Genomic DNA, 13,920 nt, shown 5'->3' on the forward strand with positions numbered 1-13,920 from the left:
TTCCCTCCCTATAATCCATAGCGTTTTGCCAATTCTTGTTCTGCGCGATTATGTCGGAACAGGCGATATAGCACGGTACATGTGAGTATTCCGAGGGCGAGGAACAAGGCGCTAAAAGCCCAAGTGGTAGAGGAAACGTGGTCGGCCGTAGTGGCAGCCTTGTCTACCTTTAAAACGCCGGTAATAATCCACGGTTGTCGACCTACTTCTGCGAAGATCCATCCTAATTGAATGGCAATAAAAGCTAAAGGTGCTCCCAATACAATGCCCCGCAAAAGCCATGGGCTCCACTGATTCCCTTTTTTTCGGTACCACTGTATAGCGAAAAGCGCTGAGATGAGCAGGAGATAAAATCCGATTGCCACCATGCCATCAAACAAATAATGAATATAGAGTGGGGGCCATAAGTCTTGAGGGATATCATGTAGGCCCTTCACCTCGTGATTTGGAGAATTACCAGCCAAGATACTAAGCGCAAAGGGGATTTTGATCCCATATTTCACTTCTTGTGTTTCCTTATTTAAAACGCCACCGAACACCAAAGGAGCTTGCTTAGTTGTTTCAAAGTGCCATTCAGCAGCAGCTAATTTAGTAGGTTGATACTTCGCTAAAAATTTTCCAGATAGATCTCCAGCAGCAAAAGTAGCGATAGCGAGGATAAATCCAGTGATCATAGTTAGACGAAGAGCCTTTTTATAATAAACATGATTTCTACCTTTGAGGATGTGATAGGCGGCAATGGAGGCAAGCAAGAAGCCGCATGTTAGGTATGCAGAGGATAAGACATGCGCTACTTTGCTAGGTGTAGCAGGGTTGAGCATAGCAGCAATCGGATCGATATCGACTGCTTTTCCGTTTTCTAGACGAAATCCAGCTGGAGTATTCATAAATGCGTTCACGATCGTGATAAATACAGCCGACATAGAAGACCCAATCACGATGGGGACAGAACTAGCCCAATGTATCCAAGGATTTTTAAAACGATCCCATGTGTACAGATAAATGCCCAGAAAGATCGCTTCCACGAAAAAGGCGAATGTCTCCATAAATAAAGGGAGACTGATTACATTGCCTGCTAGTTGCATAAATTGGGGCCATAATAGAGAAAGCATAAGCCCAATGCAGGTTCCCGTTACGACACCGACTGCTACGGTAATAACAAAACCCCGTGTCCATCTTTTTGCTAGCATGATATAGTGATTATCTTTCTTCCAAATCCCCCATGCCTCAGCTAAGGAGATAAATAAAGGAACCCCTACTCCAATCGTGGCGAAGATAATGTGAAAAGAAAGTGTTTCTGCAGTGAGAATTCGTGACCAAAAAACAGCATCCATTGATATACCTCCTTTTAATGAAACAGCCCTATTATGTTCAATATTTCACAAATGAAGATTTTGATTTCAAACAAAAAATGGATCCATAATCATTATAAAATGTGAATAATATCACATACATAGGAATATGTGACGGGATTGTGATCATTATTCGACGTGTCTCTGGGTAGACTACTGGAGGAAGGAGGAGAATCAGATGAAGAAACCAATTCTTATCACGTTTATATCGACTATGTGTTTGTTCATTCTGTCTTGTACTTCCATGCAGGCGACTCCCCAAGAAGGGACAACACCTCCCAAAACAGGTCGTCAACCGGATGCAAAAATGATATTTCATCATGAGGATCAAGTCTGGGAATTAGAACTGGGGGACATAGGATTTGACGGAATTGACCCTACTTCATTAGATCAAGAACTCGTTTACAGCTGGATTCGAACTGAAGTTGCCCCACAAGTTGAAAAAGAACCTGTATCTGCTTTTTATAAGAACCGAAAGCTGATACCCGATCAAGTTGGTTATGAAGTTGATTATGCAGCGATTGAGGAGACTCTCCAAAATGTCCATCAAATTCTTAATTTGCCCCAAGAGTTACCATTAAAGAGGCTCCAGCCACAGATCACGAAACAAAAAGTGTTGACCTTGAAGCAGAAGCGCCTAGGTTCATACCATACTTATTTCAATCCAGATAATGAAAACCGCTCGCACAATATTTTTCTGTCTACGAATGCAATTGATCATATCATCGTCCTACCAGGAGAAACCTTCTCATTTAATGATGTCGTAGGTATCCGGACAACCGAACGCGGTTATCGCTCTGCTCGTATTATTGTAAAAGGAGAGTATAGCGAGGGAGTCGGGGGAGGGATCTGCCAAACTTCTTCCACCTTATTTAATAGCGCCGATCAAGCAGGATTACAAATTGTGCAACGCTATAGTCATAGCAAACATGTGGCGTATGTCCCTAAGGATCGGGATGCTACCGTTTCATGGGGAGGATATGATTTTAAGTTCCGTAACCAATTCAATGAACCTATTTTGATATCTTCTCGCATATCGGGAGGGATTTTGAATATATCTATTTATGGGCCGAATACCATTATGCATAAGAAGAATGAAATACCCGATTCACCCCCATTATCGCAGCAAACTGAATCCTAACTAGCCGTCGCCCAACATGTGACGGCTTTTTTGCCGATATGAGAAGAAAATTAGAAAATAATTCCTATTAAACCAATTTGCATAGAAATAACGAAAATAGTCTGTTATAATGGGACACGTTAAACCCACTAAAGGAGCGATTCGATGAATAAAAAATTTCTTCTAGCCGGAATAGCCACGGTGGCCCTCAGTTTAACCGGGACACTTGTGGTAAATGCGATGGAGAAAGAAGTAGTCATCACCTTTAGCGATGGTAAGAAAGTCGTCTCAAAAGGCTTTCATGATACAGTTGCTGAAGCTTTGGAGAATGAAGGTTTCAAGGTGTCCGAGATGAAACAAAAATACCAGCCTAGTATGCCTTGGGATCAAAAATTGACCAAAGATCTTACCAATGTTAGCTTGAATTGTCGCTGTAAAGTCAGCCTAACCATAGGTGGTAAATCCGAAGGTGAGAAAGAGACCGCGAAAGGAACAGTTCGTGAGTTTTTAGAGGAGCAAAAAATCGCTCTAGGTGAATGGGATGAAGTAAGTACAGCATTAGATGCAAAAATTCAAGATGGAATGCAGGTATCAGTTGACAGAATTGAGCAAGTAGTCAAAAAGGAAGAAAAAGAGATTAAGTTCGATACAGAAGAACAAAAAGATAAAACCCTAGCAAAAGGGGAGAAGAAAGAAGTTACCCCGGGAAAGCTGGGAAAAGAGATTTATCAAGTCACCATCTACTATAAAAATGGCCAGCCTATGATGAAAGATGGTCAGCCAGTTGCTGATTCTAAGTTGATCGAAAAAATTGATCCCATCAAAGCAGTAGTGAGGGTTGGAACGAAAGAAGAGGAAGAAAAAGATTCGAGACCCGCATTTGCTGGTGGGGGTTCCTTACCAAACGGAACATCATATAAGAAAATGATAATGGCCAAAACCACCGCTTATACCTCTAAACCAGGTGCCAAGACGGCTTCAGGAAAAGTGGCTAGAGTTGGACTAGTAGCTGTTGATCCAAAAGTAATCCCACTTGGAACGAAGCTGTTCATTGAAGGTTATGGAATGGCGGTTGCAGCAGATACAGGTGGTGCTGTAAAAGGAAATTTTGTTGATGTATACTTTAATTCTGAGGCGGAATGTCAAAAGTGGGGAGTTAAAAATAAAAAGGTGTACATTTTAAATTAAACTGTACATAGTGGAGCATCATTTGATCTAGCCTGCAAAGAAGAATGCAGGTTCTTTCTTTTTTTTGAAAAGATAAAATGGAAAGTTTTATCAAATTCGTCTTTGAATTTCCCTATTTTTTCGATATACTTAGGAAAGGAATAATTCATCCGAGGTGTATGAATGGTAGGTCGAAATGAACCCTGCCCTTGTGGAAGTGGGAAAAAGTACAAAAAGTGCTGTGAACGCGTAGTCACGATTCGTCATGCAGAGGGATTGCGAGAGGGACGCGACCGAGATCTATCAAAAAAATTACTCGCAGACCTAAATCAGTGGTTTCATCCGTATTGGAAAATGGAAAAGCAAAGTAAGTGGGGGCATCGTTTCAAAGAGTTATTGCACTTACCTCTACAAGAACCAGTCCCACAATCTTTTTCCTTTTCCTTTCATTATTGGTTGTTACTTGACGCCCCCTGTGTCCAAAATAAGCGACCGGTTGAGCTGTGGGCATCAACAGTCCGCCGAACACCAGAGAAGGAAAGAGTACTGACAAGCTATTTGGATAGTAAACTCACATGTTATGAAATGATCGACGTAAGGGAAGATAGCATGCTGTTTCGATCTCTATTAGATGGAGTTGAGTATGAAGTGATCCGAGGGGAAGAGGTCCCTCGTGAACGGATTGTCTTTACTCGCTTAATACGTTTAGGAAATCGATATGAGCTGTTTGGCCCTTATACATCTTTTGTGCATGAGATGAGAGGGGAGATACTCGTGCAACTAGAGAAATTTAACCACCTAGACCAAGAACAACAAAAATATGCAACTCGTGAACAGGGATGGCAAGTACTTGGATGGTCCATGAAACGCGCTCAGGAGCTTGAAAAGGCGGAGAAGTTAGCACCAGCATCCACACCCGAGATGGTGGACAGCATCCGTGAAACTCTGTTCTGGCCAAATGTCGAGTATACGTCTGAACAATCAGGATTGCCGATTAAAATCATGCAACAGTTGGAGCAGTTTTACGTTTCTCAGGTTAATCCATTACAAAAGAGAACCCAACAATTCTACAGTAAATCGCTAGAGGTACTGTTTGATTATCTCTCTAAACGATTTGGACAATCTTTTCAATGGTCTATGCTAAACGAAGAAGCCTTCATTCACTTTTTTAGCATTTGGTATTTAGATAGTGGAAAAGCTACCCCAATGGCTTCTAAGATCTTCTTAAATACCTTGAAAAACCTATTTCAATGGCTCTATAACCAAGGCATTTCCAATATATATCTTCATTTCAAAAAAGTTTACTCTATTTTAATTCATAAATTACCTACAACGATTGAGGCACGTACTTGGTTAGCAGAACACGCAATTGATACAGAAGAAACAGACCATACAGGAACCATGATACAAAATATGTTCATGCTTGGGATCTCAGGGACAGGTCCTGTGTTGTTGATTGGTGAAAGATGGGTACCTGTTCAACTTCGTGCTTTTCCTGCGATTTGGTCAGATGAGCGTTTTTGGATTCGAGGAACGATTCAAATGAGTGGAAACCACTGTATTTTTACTCATATTGAAAACGTGTATCCCATGACATTAATGGAAGAAGAGTTACCAAACGCCCATGTATTAGGTCAAAAATAGTGAAACAGCCTACTTCATTGTTAGAGGGCTGTTTCTTTTGTTACCATTATACGGAAAAAGAAGCTTGTCCTTTTCACAGGGAAAGCTTCTTTTGCATATCCTTGTGGTCGATGCCCGCATCTAGATAGACATCGCCTTCTGCTATATATCCTAGTTTCTCATAAAAAGGGAGGGCATGTGTCTGGGCAGATAGGACTATTTTCTTTGCCCCCTGGTGCCGGGCATATTCTTCTAACGCAAGCATTAGTTCACGTCCAGCCCCTGTTCCACGTCCTTCTGGGAGGACCGCTACACGCTCTGCTTTCGCTACATGAGGCTTGTACCATCTCATACGACAAGTTCCAATTGCTTTATAATCTAATTTTGCTAAAAAATGAATGGAGGAACTTTCTTTTTCGTCAATCTCCTGATCCTCAGGAACCCCTTGTTCCTGTACAAATACTTTTTGCCGAATTGCGAAAGCTTGATTTAATTCGTCGTTGGATTCCACTTTTTTTACACTCATACGCATAAATATCACTCCTGTTTCTATATTTTATCCCTTTTCGTTGAAAAGATTGGAGAAGAATTTTGAGAAAAAGGAAACCTATCGAGTTCATTTGAATAATAGTGATTTTACCATGCTGGAAGGAGAATAAGAAATGAGTAGAAAAGTTCATAGTAGTGAGGTTTATCAAGCCGTGATGAATAAGTTAACGGAGCGAGGAGTTCCTCTGGAGGCTATTGCTGACATTGTCTATGAGATGCAAGTTCCTTATAAAGCGGATCTTCGGAAAGAGGTCTGTATGGAAAGTGTATTGGCTGTTTTAGAAAAAAGAGAATTACAACATGCGATTTTAGTTGGAGTCGAACTAGATACCTTGGCCGAGAAAAACATACTTTCTGAACCACTACTAAGTATTGTCAAGGCAGATGAAGGGTTATTTGGCTGTGATGAAACATTAGCTTTAGGATCTGTATTTGGATATGGAAGTATTGCTCTTACCACCTTTGGATATTTAGATAAACAAAAGATAGGCATTATCAAAAGTCTGGATAATGAGGGAGGGGAACATTGTCACACGTTTTTAGATGATATTGTTTGTGCGATTGCTGCGGCAGCTGCCGGGAGATTGGCCCATCGAATTCGTGATGAAGACGAAGAAGTCGATGGGTCATAGACGCTTGATCTCATAGGAGAGTGTAGACAGGTTGTAATCTCTACCGAACTTACCCTAGAGTATTTCCTCTTCTGAGGTGAATGAATGGGGTGTGGCTTGGTATCCTCCCGGTGAGGATGCTTAAGCCACCATTTTTGTTCGAATAGTGTTAGACGTTTGAACAGAGTTTCATTCGTTTCACCGCTTGGACTGCTGGTAGAACATGCTAAGATAATGGGTCATGACTGGTCTGGTGTTCTTGGCATTAAGTGGTAGTGCTTCAGAGACGATGAAAATACAAAAAAACCGAGTACTGCCCTGTACTCGGCTGTCATTTGAGGAGGGAATTTGGTGGAACAAGTGACTTGCTTGTTCTGTATATACTATGTCAATCTCCATAAGCCGTTTGGACGCTGATGTAAAATGTGCGTTAGTCTAGTTTCACTAAATGAAAACAGCCATCATTAAGAATGATTTCCCACTATGTGAGTAACACTACATATAGGAGGAGATATAGATGGATCAATGGATTTATTGCGCAAAATTATATGAATCCCGCTTTCAAGCAAAAGTATTAGCCACACGAATGCAAGAAGATTGGTGGTTATATGGATATGAAAGCCCTGATACTGTGGAAGTATTTCGCTCAAGAAAAGGGCGCTTTGGTGTGAAATACATCTGGAGGCACTAATCATTTTTTAAAAAAGTACTTGTGTGATTTTACATTCTGTTGTATAGTATTACTTGTGACTGAAACAAGTTAGATAAAATAAGAAACAATCACAATATCGCGGGGTGGAGCAGTGGTAGCTCGTCGGGCTCATAACCCGAAGGTCGCAGGTTCGAGTCCTGTCCCCGCAACCAATGTGGAGCTGTGGTGTAGAGGCCTAACATGCCTGCCTGTCACGCAGGAGATCGCGGGTTCGAATCCCGTCAGCTCCGCCATTTCCGTAAATACATACGGGCCTATAGCTCAACGGCAGAGCACCTGGCTCATAACCGGTTGGTTACAGGTTCAAATCCTGTTGGGCCCACCAAAAAAAATCTAGATAGACGAGGGCAGTTAGCTCAGTGGGAGAGCGCTTCCCTGACACGGAAGAGGTCGCTAGTTCGATCCTAGTACTGCCCACCACCGTAATCCTTGAGAAATCAAGGTTTTTTTGTTTGTCTTTTTTACGATTAGGGCAAAAAAACCTTGATTGACCACATTTTGACCACATTGGTATTTTTTTATCCTTTTTTGGATAATGCATGACTGAAATTCTCTGCTGCCTTTTCTTGAATACCTGGGATTACATGACTATATATATCCAAAGTTACACTTGTACGACTATGTCCCAACCTCTCACTAACCACTTTTGGGTGTTCTCCAAGTTGCAGCATGATACTGGCGTGGGTATGTCGTAAGTCATGGAAACGGATTTTTTTAATTCCGCATTCGGATATCATTCTGTTATAGTGTCGTCTAAGGTTTTCGGGGATCATGGGGGTTCCAAGGCTGGTGCAAACAACCAAATCAAAATACTCATATGACATTCCTAGTTGTAGCTTTTGCTTTGATTGCTCTAATTTATGTTTTTTTAAGGCTTGGACTACGTCATCAGTTATTGATATCAACCTTTTAGATCCTTTAGATTTTGGTTCCTGAAATATAAGCCCGTTTTTGGTTTTAGCCAAGGATTGCTGTATGCTCAATGCTTTGTTCTCAAAATCGACAGCTTGCCACCTTAATCCGAGAATCTCCCCCATACGCATACCTGTGAAGATGGCAAGGAGGTAAGCAATATATAGAGGTTCTTTTTCTGTACTACTCAAGAACCTTGTGGCCTCGTCAATAGTCCAGATGGGCCTTTCCTTAGTTGTTAACTTAGGTGGTTCGGCCTCTTCAATGGGATTTTTTTGAATTAATCCCCATTTTTTTGCGTATTTGAATGAGCTGCTAAGAACATGATGAATTTTTCGTATGGATGCAGAGGACAAGCCTTCTTCAGTTTTTTGAGTGTACAGTCTTTGGATTTGTATAGGTGTTACTTTTTGTATTTGTTTTTCCCCAATCATAGGAATTATGTGTGTGTCCATTATGATACTGTAAGTTTCAAAAGTTGTTGTTTTTAATGCTTGTTTTGCGACTGTAAGTTTCCAGTCCTCGAAAAACTCTCCTACCGTCACCTTGCTGGGTTCTGTGTAATCTCCTTTCTCCACTTGGGAAATTAAATCCATACACGCTTTTTCGGCTTCCTTTTTTGTTTTGAAACCACTGACTGTTTTTTGTTTTCTCTTCCCTTGATCGTCTTGTCCTAAGTCAACTGTAAACGACCATTTTGTACCTCGTTTGCGAAAGTATCCTTTCATATTCTGTTCCTCCTCATGATGCTGAAATACTGTTCCCTTGGTGTGACACTCTAAACAATCTGTTGCTAAAAGTAAAGCCAATGATTGAATTATCATTGGCTTAATTTATTGAACTATTGCAGAAACAATGTAGTAGCTGTTGCCAGTCCTACATAGATGAAAAGGAGCATAAAAAAAACGGCACCTAAAAAGATAAGTCGTGCTCGTTTCATATTTTCAAATGTAATTGGTCTACGTGCCATGATTGTGGCAATCAAGCATATCATAGTATCGAATGCTTGAATAAGATTGCTAATATTTTTTGCGTTATATTGACCGACTGGTTGACCTTGAATGGGTGCAATGCAACTAACAACGGCTTTGCTAATATCAGGGCTATGCTTCACACGAATAACAAGCCAGCAGATGAAAAGTAATGTAAATAACAAGGTTGAGAAGGAGAAGGCAAATCCTGTTGATAGTTCTTTCAAAATGAGTGTTATTTCTCGTCCGAAATAGTTAGTAGATAAATTAACTAACGTTTGTAGCATAGATAAACCTCTCCTTTATTATCAATCAACGTCTGAAAGACCTTGGATATAGAGTTCAATCATTTGCTTCCTGAGTTCTTTTTTCTTGTCCTCAGTGAAGCGACGATTTGATTCTATCTGCTTCAGAATCCCTTGTAAATAGGGATCATTTTCCAGTTTTTCTTCCATCGTTTGTTCTCGTCTGGGGCTCGGATCGTCTGTGATACCGAAAAGATAATCGGATGTAGTGTTGAAAAGTTTGACTAAATTGACCAAGATATCACGCTCTCTAGGCGTTCTTCCGCTGGATTCATAACCTGTAACGGTCTTTCGATCAACGTGTAGGGCTTCAGCTACTTCTTTTTGTGTCCATCCACGTAATTCTCGTAGTTTTCTAAGTCTCTCCGAAAAAATCTCCATTATTGACACCTACTTTATTCAGTGTAGTTCAATCATAGTTGATTCATTATGAAACATATTATAACAAAATGCTTCAATATGAAACACATGGATAGACTTTGGTTTGAATTTCCAATAAGCTATGATTGACGATTAGCTGGATAAAGGATAGAATTTTCTTAGCTTCAAAAATACCCTTAGGCTTCAAAATGTAGCTTAATGGAGCTAGAATGATGGAGAGGAGGAGATTCAGTGACTGAGGAATATCCAGCAGTTCTAAGAGCAGAGCATGTGGCAACCATTCTAGGTATTTCAGTGCGCAGAGCTTATGAAGTAATGGAGTATAAGAGCTTTCCACTTATTCGAATAGGAAGATTGAAAAGAGTTGGACGGGATGCTTTTTTTAGTTGGTTCGAGCATGGAGCGCAGGATTAAACGACGAGGTGAAAACATGGATGTATTTTCTGAACGCATGAAACAATTGAGGATCGAAAACGGATTGACTCAACAAGAAGTAGCCGATGTCCTCGAGATTGATCGAAAGACCGTAACAGGTTACGAGTCAAGTGGAAGGATGCCCCAAAAACCACAGGTTCTAATCGACATAGCAAATCTCTTTGATACGACTATCGATTATCTTTATGGAGCTACAGATAAAGTAAAGAAATGACTTGCTTGTGTGTGAAACCAAGTATACCATGTGACTGCTTGGAGGTAATGATACATACCAAAGAGCAACGAGAACAAAGAAAGGAGTGGGGCGGTTGAAAGAGGGCATAAAAAAACTCGCTTCGGCAAAAGCGAGTTCAACACTTAAAAAACAAATGTATGACTAGGATACCAGAAAAACGATCTTTAGACAACTGAATACAGAGGAGACATATTGTGCTATTACCTACAGAGAAAACGCAGCCTAAACAGAAGTTGGAAGATTATTCAATTCTGCTCTACGGTCAGCCGAAAATTGGTAAATCTACTTTTTGTAGTAGGATGGACAACCCCCTATTCTTGGCAACGGAGCCTGGACTAGAGGCACTTTCCTGCTATGAGGTGAAAGTCCCTGATTGGCAAACCTTTATCAGAGTGTGTGGAGAACTCAGCAAGGGCAACCATCCCTTTAAAACGATTGTGATCGATACGGTCGACAACCTCTGGAAATGTTGTGCCGAATTTATTAAGGAAAAACAGGGGATTCAGCACGAGAGCGATCTAGGATTCGGTAAAGGCTGGCAATTGATTAAAGATGAGTTCTTTAGGGTAATCAGAAAGCTTTCATTACTCCCTTATGGACTGGTGTTCACTAGTCACGTAGAGTCTTATGAAGTCAAAACCAGAGTGTCCACGATCAATAAAGCAGTTCCTTCCATCCCTAGATCCGGTAGAGATATAGTACTCGGAATGGTTGACATTATTCTCTATGCGGAAAGTGTTAGGACGAATGAGGGATCTATAAGAGTGATTCGAACACAACCTGATGAAAGTTGGGAGGCTGGAGATCGAACGGAGCATGCGTTTGGACGTAAGCTACCTTCTACTCTTCCTCTTAGCTTCAAGAAGTTTGAACAAGCGTTTTACAACCAGCCTGAAGAAGAAACAGCAGGAGGTACAGACGATGTCGATGAACCTGCTGAGGGCTAGACTAGAGGACTTAGAAGACGAGATTTATAGAACAGGCGATGCACTTGTTCAATTTCAATATAGTGAGCAGGAATTACTGAGCCTTGTATCCAGAAAGTTTACAGATATGAGATTCATGATTGATGAAGCAAAGAGCATGCTGGAAGGAGATCTGGATGAGATATCGACCACGGAAACATACACCGTACAGAAAGCGTTATGAGGATGATTGGAGCAAGTCCCAATCCGAACACATGCTTAAAATTGGTAATAAGTACTTTAGCCTAATTGGAAGCGATCAACGGTTATATGCGACAGATAGACACGGAAGCCTTTTAGGGGCTACTGATGGTGGAGTGTAGAGCTTTATACATATAGATAGGGGCAAGGTCGCCCTATCTATATATAACCTCATAATACGGCAGGTGAGAGTATGGATGGTTGGATTAAGTTGCATAGAAAACTATGCCAAAGCGACCTGTATAAACAGCTGAATAGCAAGCAAAGAGATGTATTTATTGCGATTCTTCTCATGGTAAACCATAAGGACAATCAATGGGAATTCAAGGGAGAAATATTTACTGTAAAGTCTGGACAAGTAGTTACATCCCTTGAAAAAATCAAGGAAAATTGTGGAAATGATGTGTCAATTCAGAGTATCAGAACGGCATTGTTGAAATTAGAAAAGTGGGGATTTCTAACAAACAAATCAACAAAGACGGGAAGGCTTATAACCCTAGTGAATTGGGAGGTTTACCAATCCTCATCAGAAGAGGATCAACAAAGCGATCAACAAACGTCTAACAATCAGCTAACACCTAACAAGAATGTAAAGAATGAAAAGAAAAAAGATAAAAAAGATTATAGTCGCAAACAGAACGTTTACGACGATGAATCCCCCTATATGAAAATGGCACAGTATCTGCAAAAGCAAATCCTCTCTTGGAAGCCCAATGCAAGAACTCCAGATGATCTCAACAAGTGGGCAGATGAGTTTCGAAAACTAGTAGAGCTAGACAAACGAACCAAGCAGGAAATACGAGAGGTGATCGACTTCGCCACAACGGATCATTTCTGGCAAGCCAATATTTTGTCAGCTAGTAAACTACGAGCGCAATTCGATCAGCTACAGGCTCACAAAGCTAGAAAGAGTCAACCAGCTGCAGTAGTTAGTCTGAAAGACGAGCGAGAGAAAAAACAAATCAAGAGCTTTGAATACCAGAAGGCAGTAGGACAATTTGTCTCAGCTGGATTTGATCCTGAAACGGACAGAGACCTACTAGAAAAATGGCTGAGCGGAGGAATGAATGTAAATGACTTACAAGGACACCGACTTTCGACAAGCGAATGCTGAGATGTCGATACTGGGTGCTATTTTACTAGATAACAGAGTGCTGGATGATCTGACAATACAGCTAGAGCCTCGCGACTTTACGATTCAGTCACACCAGACTCTCTACACCGTCATGAAGCATATGCACGAGAGTGATCGACCGATTGACCTAGTGACCCTAACAGATCGGCTAAATACATATGGGAAATTGGATCAGTCGGGCGGAGTAGCGTATATGACGGAGTTGGCATCCGTTGTACCCACCGTACAAAACGCTCGACACTATGCTGAAATTGTTCATCGACATGCTGTACAGAGACGAATCATGGAATTAGGAGATCGGATTAAATCCATTGCAACCGAGGGAGAATTTTCCGAAGAAGAGGATATGCTACAAGCCATTGAAAGGCTATCGGATTCTATACGACCAGAGGGAAATGGCGAACTCGTCTCGATCACAGACGCACGTCAAGAATACTTTGATTACCTCGCTCGGAAAGACGACTTAATCCATACGGGCTTCCCTAAGTTTGATGAATGGATGGGCGGACTAGGGCGAGGCTGGCTATACATACTGGCTGCCAGACCATCGGTCGGGAAAACAGCAAAGATGTTGCAAATGATCCAAGGAATCGCCACACAGGGTAAAGGACAATGTCTAGTATGGTCACAGGAAATGAAACGCCCACAGCTCTTTAACCGTATGTTATCCAGCTTGACAGGGGTGAGTGCGAATCGGATTCGCCTTAAGCATCTATCGGAGGGTGATATGAAGCACTTACGAGAAGGCTATGATGCGCTAGAAATGCTCCCGATCTCCATAGCCGACGCAAAAAATGTGACCATTGATGAGATCCGAGCAGTAGCCAGACAGCAGAAACGAAAGCACGGACGGATTGGAGCCATTTTTGTGGATTACTTGGGGATTATGAACATCCCCACCAAGAAGGGCGAAACAAGGGCACAGGCGGTAGGAGAGGTAACCAAAGCGGCGAAACACCTAGCCATAGAGATCGATTGCCCAGTAATCTTGCTATGCCAGATGAGCAGAGAAGGGAAAAAGGCAATTAAACCATCGCTTGAGCATCTCCGGGAGTCGGGTTCAATCGAGCAAGATGCCGATCTAGTGGAATTTCTCTGGGAAGATCCAGAGGATACCGATCCAGGTAGAGACCACATGGGAGCGAAAGTAATTCAATCGGTAATAGCTAAGGGACGGGACATTGGAGTAAATGAATTCCGCTATGCCTTTAAAGGCTGGATTCAACGCTTCGATGAGCTATAGATT

At 41.5% G+C, this 13,920-nt stretch carries 16 protein-coding genes and 4 tRNA genes; 15 read left to right on the forward strand and 5 right to left on the reverse strand.

What is annotated here, in order from left to right:
• Nucleotides 1-8: 8 nt before the first annotated feature.
• Nucleotides 9-1,334, reverse strand: coding sequence for a cytochrome ubiquinol oxidase subunit I (locus BLU58_RS07335; RefSeq protein WP_093291576.1), 1,326 nt, complete (start codon nt 1,332-1,334; stop codon nt 9-11).
• Nucleotides 1,335-1,530: 196 nt separating this feature from the next.
• On the opposite strand from BLU58_RS07335, the gene BLU58_RS07340 reads away from it, so the two are divergent.
• From BLU58_RS07340 to BLU58_RS07350, 3 genes are all read left to right on the forward strand, one after another.
• A complete protein-coding gene (locus tag BLU58_RS07340; RefSeq protein WP_255404644.1) occupies nt 1,531-2,493 on the forward strand; it encodes a VanW family protein in 963 nt (320 codons plus the stop codon).
• A 144-nt stretch (nt 2,494-2,637) separates the two neighbouring features.
• Entirely contained in the window at nt 2,638-3,660 is a 1,023-nt protein-coding gene (locus BLU58_RS07345; protein ID WP_093291577.1) for a 3D domain-containing protein, read from the forward strand.
• Nucleotides 3,661-3,822: 162 nt separating this feature from the next.
• Complete coding sequence (locus BLU58_RS07350) at nt 3,823-5,283, forward strand: YecA family protein (RefSeq protein ID WP_093291578.1); 1,461 nt, start codon at nt 3,823-3,825, stop codon at nt 5,281-5,283.
• A 73-nt stretch (nt 5,284-5,356) separates the two neighbouring features.
• Here BLU58_RS07350 and BLU58_RS07355 read toward each other — a convergent pair whose 3' ends face one another.
• A complete protein-coding gene (locus BLU58_RS07355) occupies nt 5,357-5,794 on the reverse strand; it encodes a GNAT family N-acetyltransferase (RefSeq protein WP_255404645.1) in 438 nt (145 codons plus the stop codon).
• Between the two features lie 130 nt (nt 5,795-5,924).
• Here BLU58_RS07355 and BLU58_RS07360 point away from each other — a divergent pair, with 130 nt between their 5' ends.
• The 6 genes from BLU58_RS07360 (at nt 5,925) to BLU58_RS07380 (ending at nt 7,554) form a co-directional block, all read left to right on the forward strand.
• Nucleotides 5,925-6,443: a phosphatidylglycerophosphatase A family protein gene (locus tag BLU58_RS07360; RefSeq protein WP_093291579.1), complete on the forward strand. Its 519-nt coding sequence runs from the start codon at nt 5,925-5,927 to the stop codon at nt 6,441-6,443.
• Nucleotides 6,444-6,939: 496 nt separating this feature from the next.
• Complete coding sequence (locus BLU58_RS16350) at nt 6,940-7,113, forward strand: hypothetical protein (protein ID WP_176786549.1); 174 nt, start codon at nt 6,940-6,942, stop codon at nt 7,111-7,113.
• A 98-nt stretch (nt 7,114-7,211) separates the two neighbouring features.
• Nucleotides 7,212-7,286, forward strand: a tRNA-Met gene (locus BLU58_RS07365).
• 4 nt (nt 7,287-7,290) lie between these two features.
• Nucleotides 7,291-7,367, forward strand: a tRNA-Asp gene (locus BLU58_RS07370).
• A 17-nt stretch (nt 7,368-7,384) separates the two neighbouring features.
• Nucleotides 7,385-7,459 (forward strand) — tRNA-Ile (locus BLU58_RS07375).
• A 20-nt stretch (nt 7,460-7,479) separates the two neighbouring features.
• Nucleotides 7,480-7,554 (forward strand) — tRNA-Val (locus BLU58_RS07380).
• 98 nt (nt 7,555-7,652) lie between these two features.
• On the opposite strand, the gene BLU58_RS07385 is transcribed toward BLU58_RS07380, so the two are convergent.
• From BLU58_RS07385 to BLU58_RS07395, 3 genes are all read right to left on the reverse strand, one after another.
• Nucleotides 7,653-8,774 (reverse strand): site-specific integrase, encoded by a 1,122-nt coding sequence (locus tag BLU58_RS07385; RefSeq protein ID WP_093291580.1) that lies wholly within the window; start codon nt 8,772-8,774, stop codon nt 7,653-7,655.
• Between the two features lie 113 nt (nt 8,775-8,887).
• Nucleotides 8,888-9,304, reverse strand: coding sequence for a hypothetical protein (locus tag BLU58_RS07390; RefSeq protein ID WP_093291581.1), 417 nt, complete (start codon nt 9,302-9,304; stop codon nt 8,888-8,890).
• A 21-nt stretch (nt 9,305-9,325) separates the two neighbouring features.
• Nucleotides 9,326-9,703, reverse strand: a complete 378-nt coding sequence (locus tag BLU58_RS07395) for a helix-turn-helix domain-containing protein (protein ID WP_093291582.1) — start codon at nt 9,701-9,703, stop codon at nt 9,326-9,328.
• 231 nt (nt 9,704-9,934) lie between these two features.
• Here BLU58_RS07395 and BLU58_RS07400 point away from each other — a divergent pair, with 231 nt between their 5' ends.
• The 6 genes from BLU58_RS07400 to BLU58_RS07425 all read left to right on the forward strand — a co-directional run bounded on the left by BLU58_RS07400 (nt 9,935) and on the right by BLU58_RS07425 (nt 13,917).
• Nucleotides 9,935-10,117, forward strand: a complete 183-nt coding sequence (locus BLU58_RS07400; protein ID WP_072336655.1) for a MerR family transcriptional regulator — start codon at nt 9,935-9,937, stop codon at nt 10,115-10,117.
• Between the two features lie 16 nt (nt 10,118-10,133).
• A complete protein-coding gene (locus tag BLU58_RS07405) occupies nt 10,134-10,352 on the forward strand; it encodes a helix-turn-helix domain-containing protein (RefSeq protein WP_176786550.1) in 219 nt (72 codons plus the stop codon).
• Between the two features lie 215 nt (nt 10,353-10,567).
• Nucleotides 10,568-11,320, forward strand: a complete 753-nt coding sequence (locus BLU58_RS07410; RefSeq protein WP_093291584.1) for an ATP-binding protein — start codon at nt 10,568-10,570, stop codon at nt 11,318-11,320.
• Nucleotides 11,295-11,522 carry a hypothetical protein gene (locus tag BLU58_RS07415; RefSeq protein ID WP_093291585.1) on the forward strand — a complete coding sequence of 76 codons (228 nt, stop codon included), beginning with the start codon at nt 11,295-11,297 and terminating at the stop codon, nt 11,520-11,522. The genes BLU58_RS07410 and BLU58_RS07415 overlap by 26 nt, the downstream gene beginning before the upstream one ends.
• Before the next feature lie 210 nt (nt 11,523-11,732).
• Entirely contained in the window at nt 11,733-12,653 is a 921-nt protein-coding gene (locus BLU58_RS07420) for a hypothetical protein (RefSeq protein WP_093291586.1), read from the forward strand.
• Nucleotides 12,613-13,917 carry a replicative DNA helicase gene (locus BLU58_RS07425; protein WP_093291587.1) on the forward strand — a complete coding sequence of 435 codons (1,305 nt, stop codon included), beginning with the start codon at nt 12,613-12,615 and terminating at the stop codon, nt 13,915-13,917. The genes BLU58_RS07420 and BLU58_RS07425 overlap by 41 nt, the downstream gene beginning before the upstream one ends.
• The last annotated feature ends 3 nt before the right edge of the window (nt 13,918-13,920 follow it).

It is taken from the genome of Thermoactinomyces sp. DSM 45892 (assembly GCF_900107305.1).
Taxonomy (GTDB): domain Bacteria; phylum Bacillota; class Bacilli; order Thermoactinomycetales; family Thermoactinomycetaceae; genus Baia.

Coding starts and splice junctions, on each gene's coding strand:
- BLU58_RS07335 (WP_093291576.1), bottom strand. CDS start 1,334: ATGGATGCTGTTTTTTGGTCACGAATTCTCACTGCAGAAACACTTTCT.
- BLU58_RS07340 (WP_255404644.1), top strand. CDS start 1,531: ATGAAGAAACCAATTCTTATCACGTTTATATCGACTATGTGTTTGTTC.
- BLU58_RS07345 (WP_093291577.1), top strand. CDS start 2,638: ATGAATAAAAAATTTCTTCTAGCCGGAATAGCCACGGTGGCCCTCAGT.
- BLU58_RS07350 (WP_093291578.1), top strand. CDS start 3,823: ATGGTAGGTCGAAATGAACCCTGCCCTTGTGGAAGTGGGAAAAAGTAC.
- BLU58_RS07355 (WP_255404645.1), bottom strand. CDS start 5,794: ATGCGTATGAGTGTAAAAAAAGTGGAATCCAACGACGAATTAAATCAA.
- BLU58_RS07360 (WP_093291579.1), top strand. CDS start 5,925: ATGAGTAGAAAAGTTCATAGTAGTGAGGTTTATCAAGCCGTGATGAAT.
- BLU58_RS16350 (WP_176786549.1), top strand. CDS start 6,940: ATGGATCAATGGATTTATTGCGCAAAATTATATGAATCCCGCTTTCAA.
- BLU58_RS07385 (WP_093291580.1), bottom strand. CDS start 8,774: ATGAAAGGATACTTTCGCAAACGAGGTACAAAATGGTCGTTTACAGTT.
- BLU58_RS07390 (WP_093291581.1), bottom strand. CDS start 9,304: ATGCTACAAACGTTAGTTAATTTATCTACTAACTATTTCGGACGAGAA.
- BLU58_RS07395 (WP_093291582.1), bottom strand. CDS start 9,703: ATGGAGATTTTTTCGGAGAGACTTAGAAAACTACGAGAATTACGTGGA.
- BLU58_RS07405 (WP_176786550.1), top strand. CDS start 10,134: ATGGATGTATTTTCTGAACGCATGAAACAATTGAGGATCGAAAACGGA.
- BLU58_RS07415 (WP_093291585.1), top strand. CDS start 11,295: ATGTCGATGAACCTGCTGAGGGCTAGACTAGAGGACTTAGAAGACGAG.
- BLU58_RS07420 (WP_093291586.1), top strand. CDS start 11,733: ATGGATGGTTGGATTAAGTTGCATAGAAAACTATGCCAAAGCGACCTG.
- BLU58_RS07425 (WP_093291587.1), top strand. CDS start 12,613: ATGACTTACAAGGACACCGACTTTCGACAAGCGAATGCTGAGATGTCG.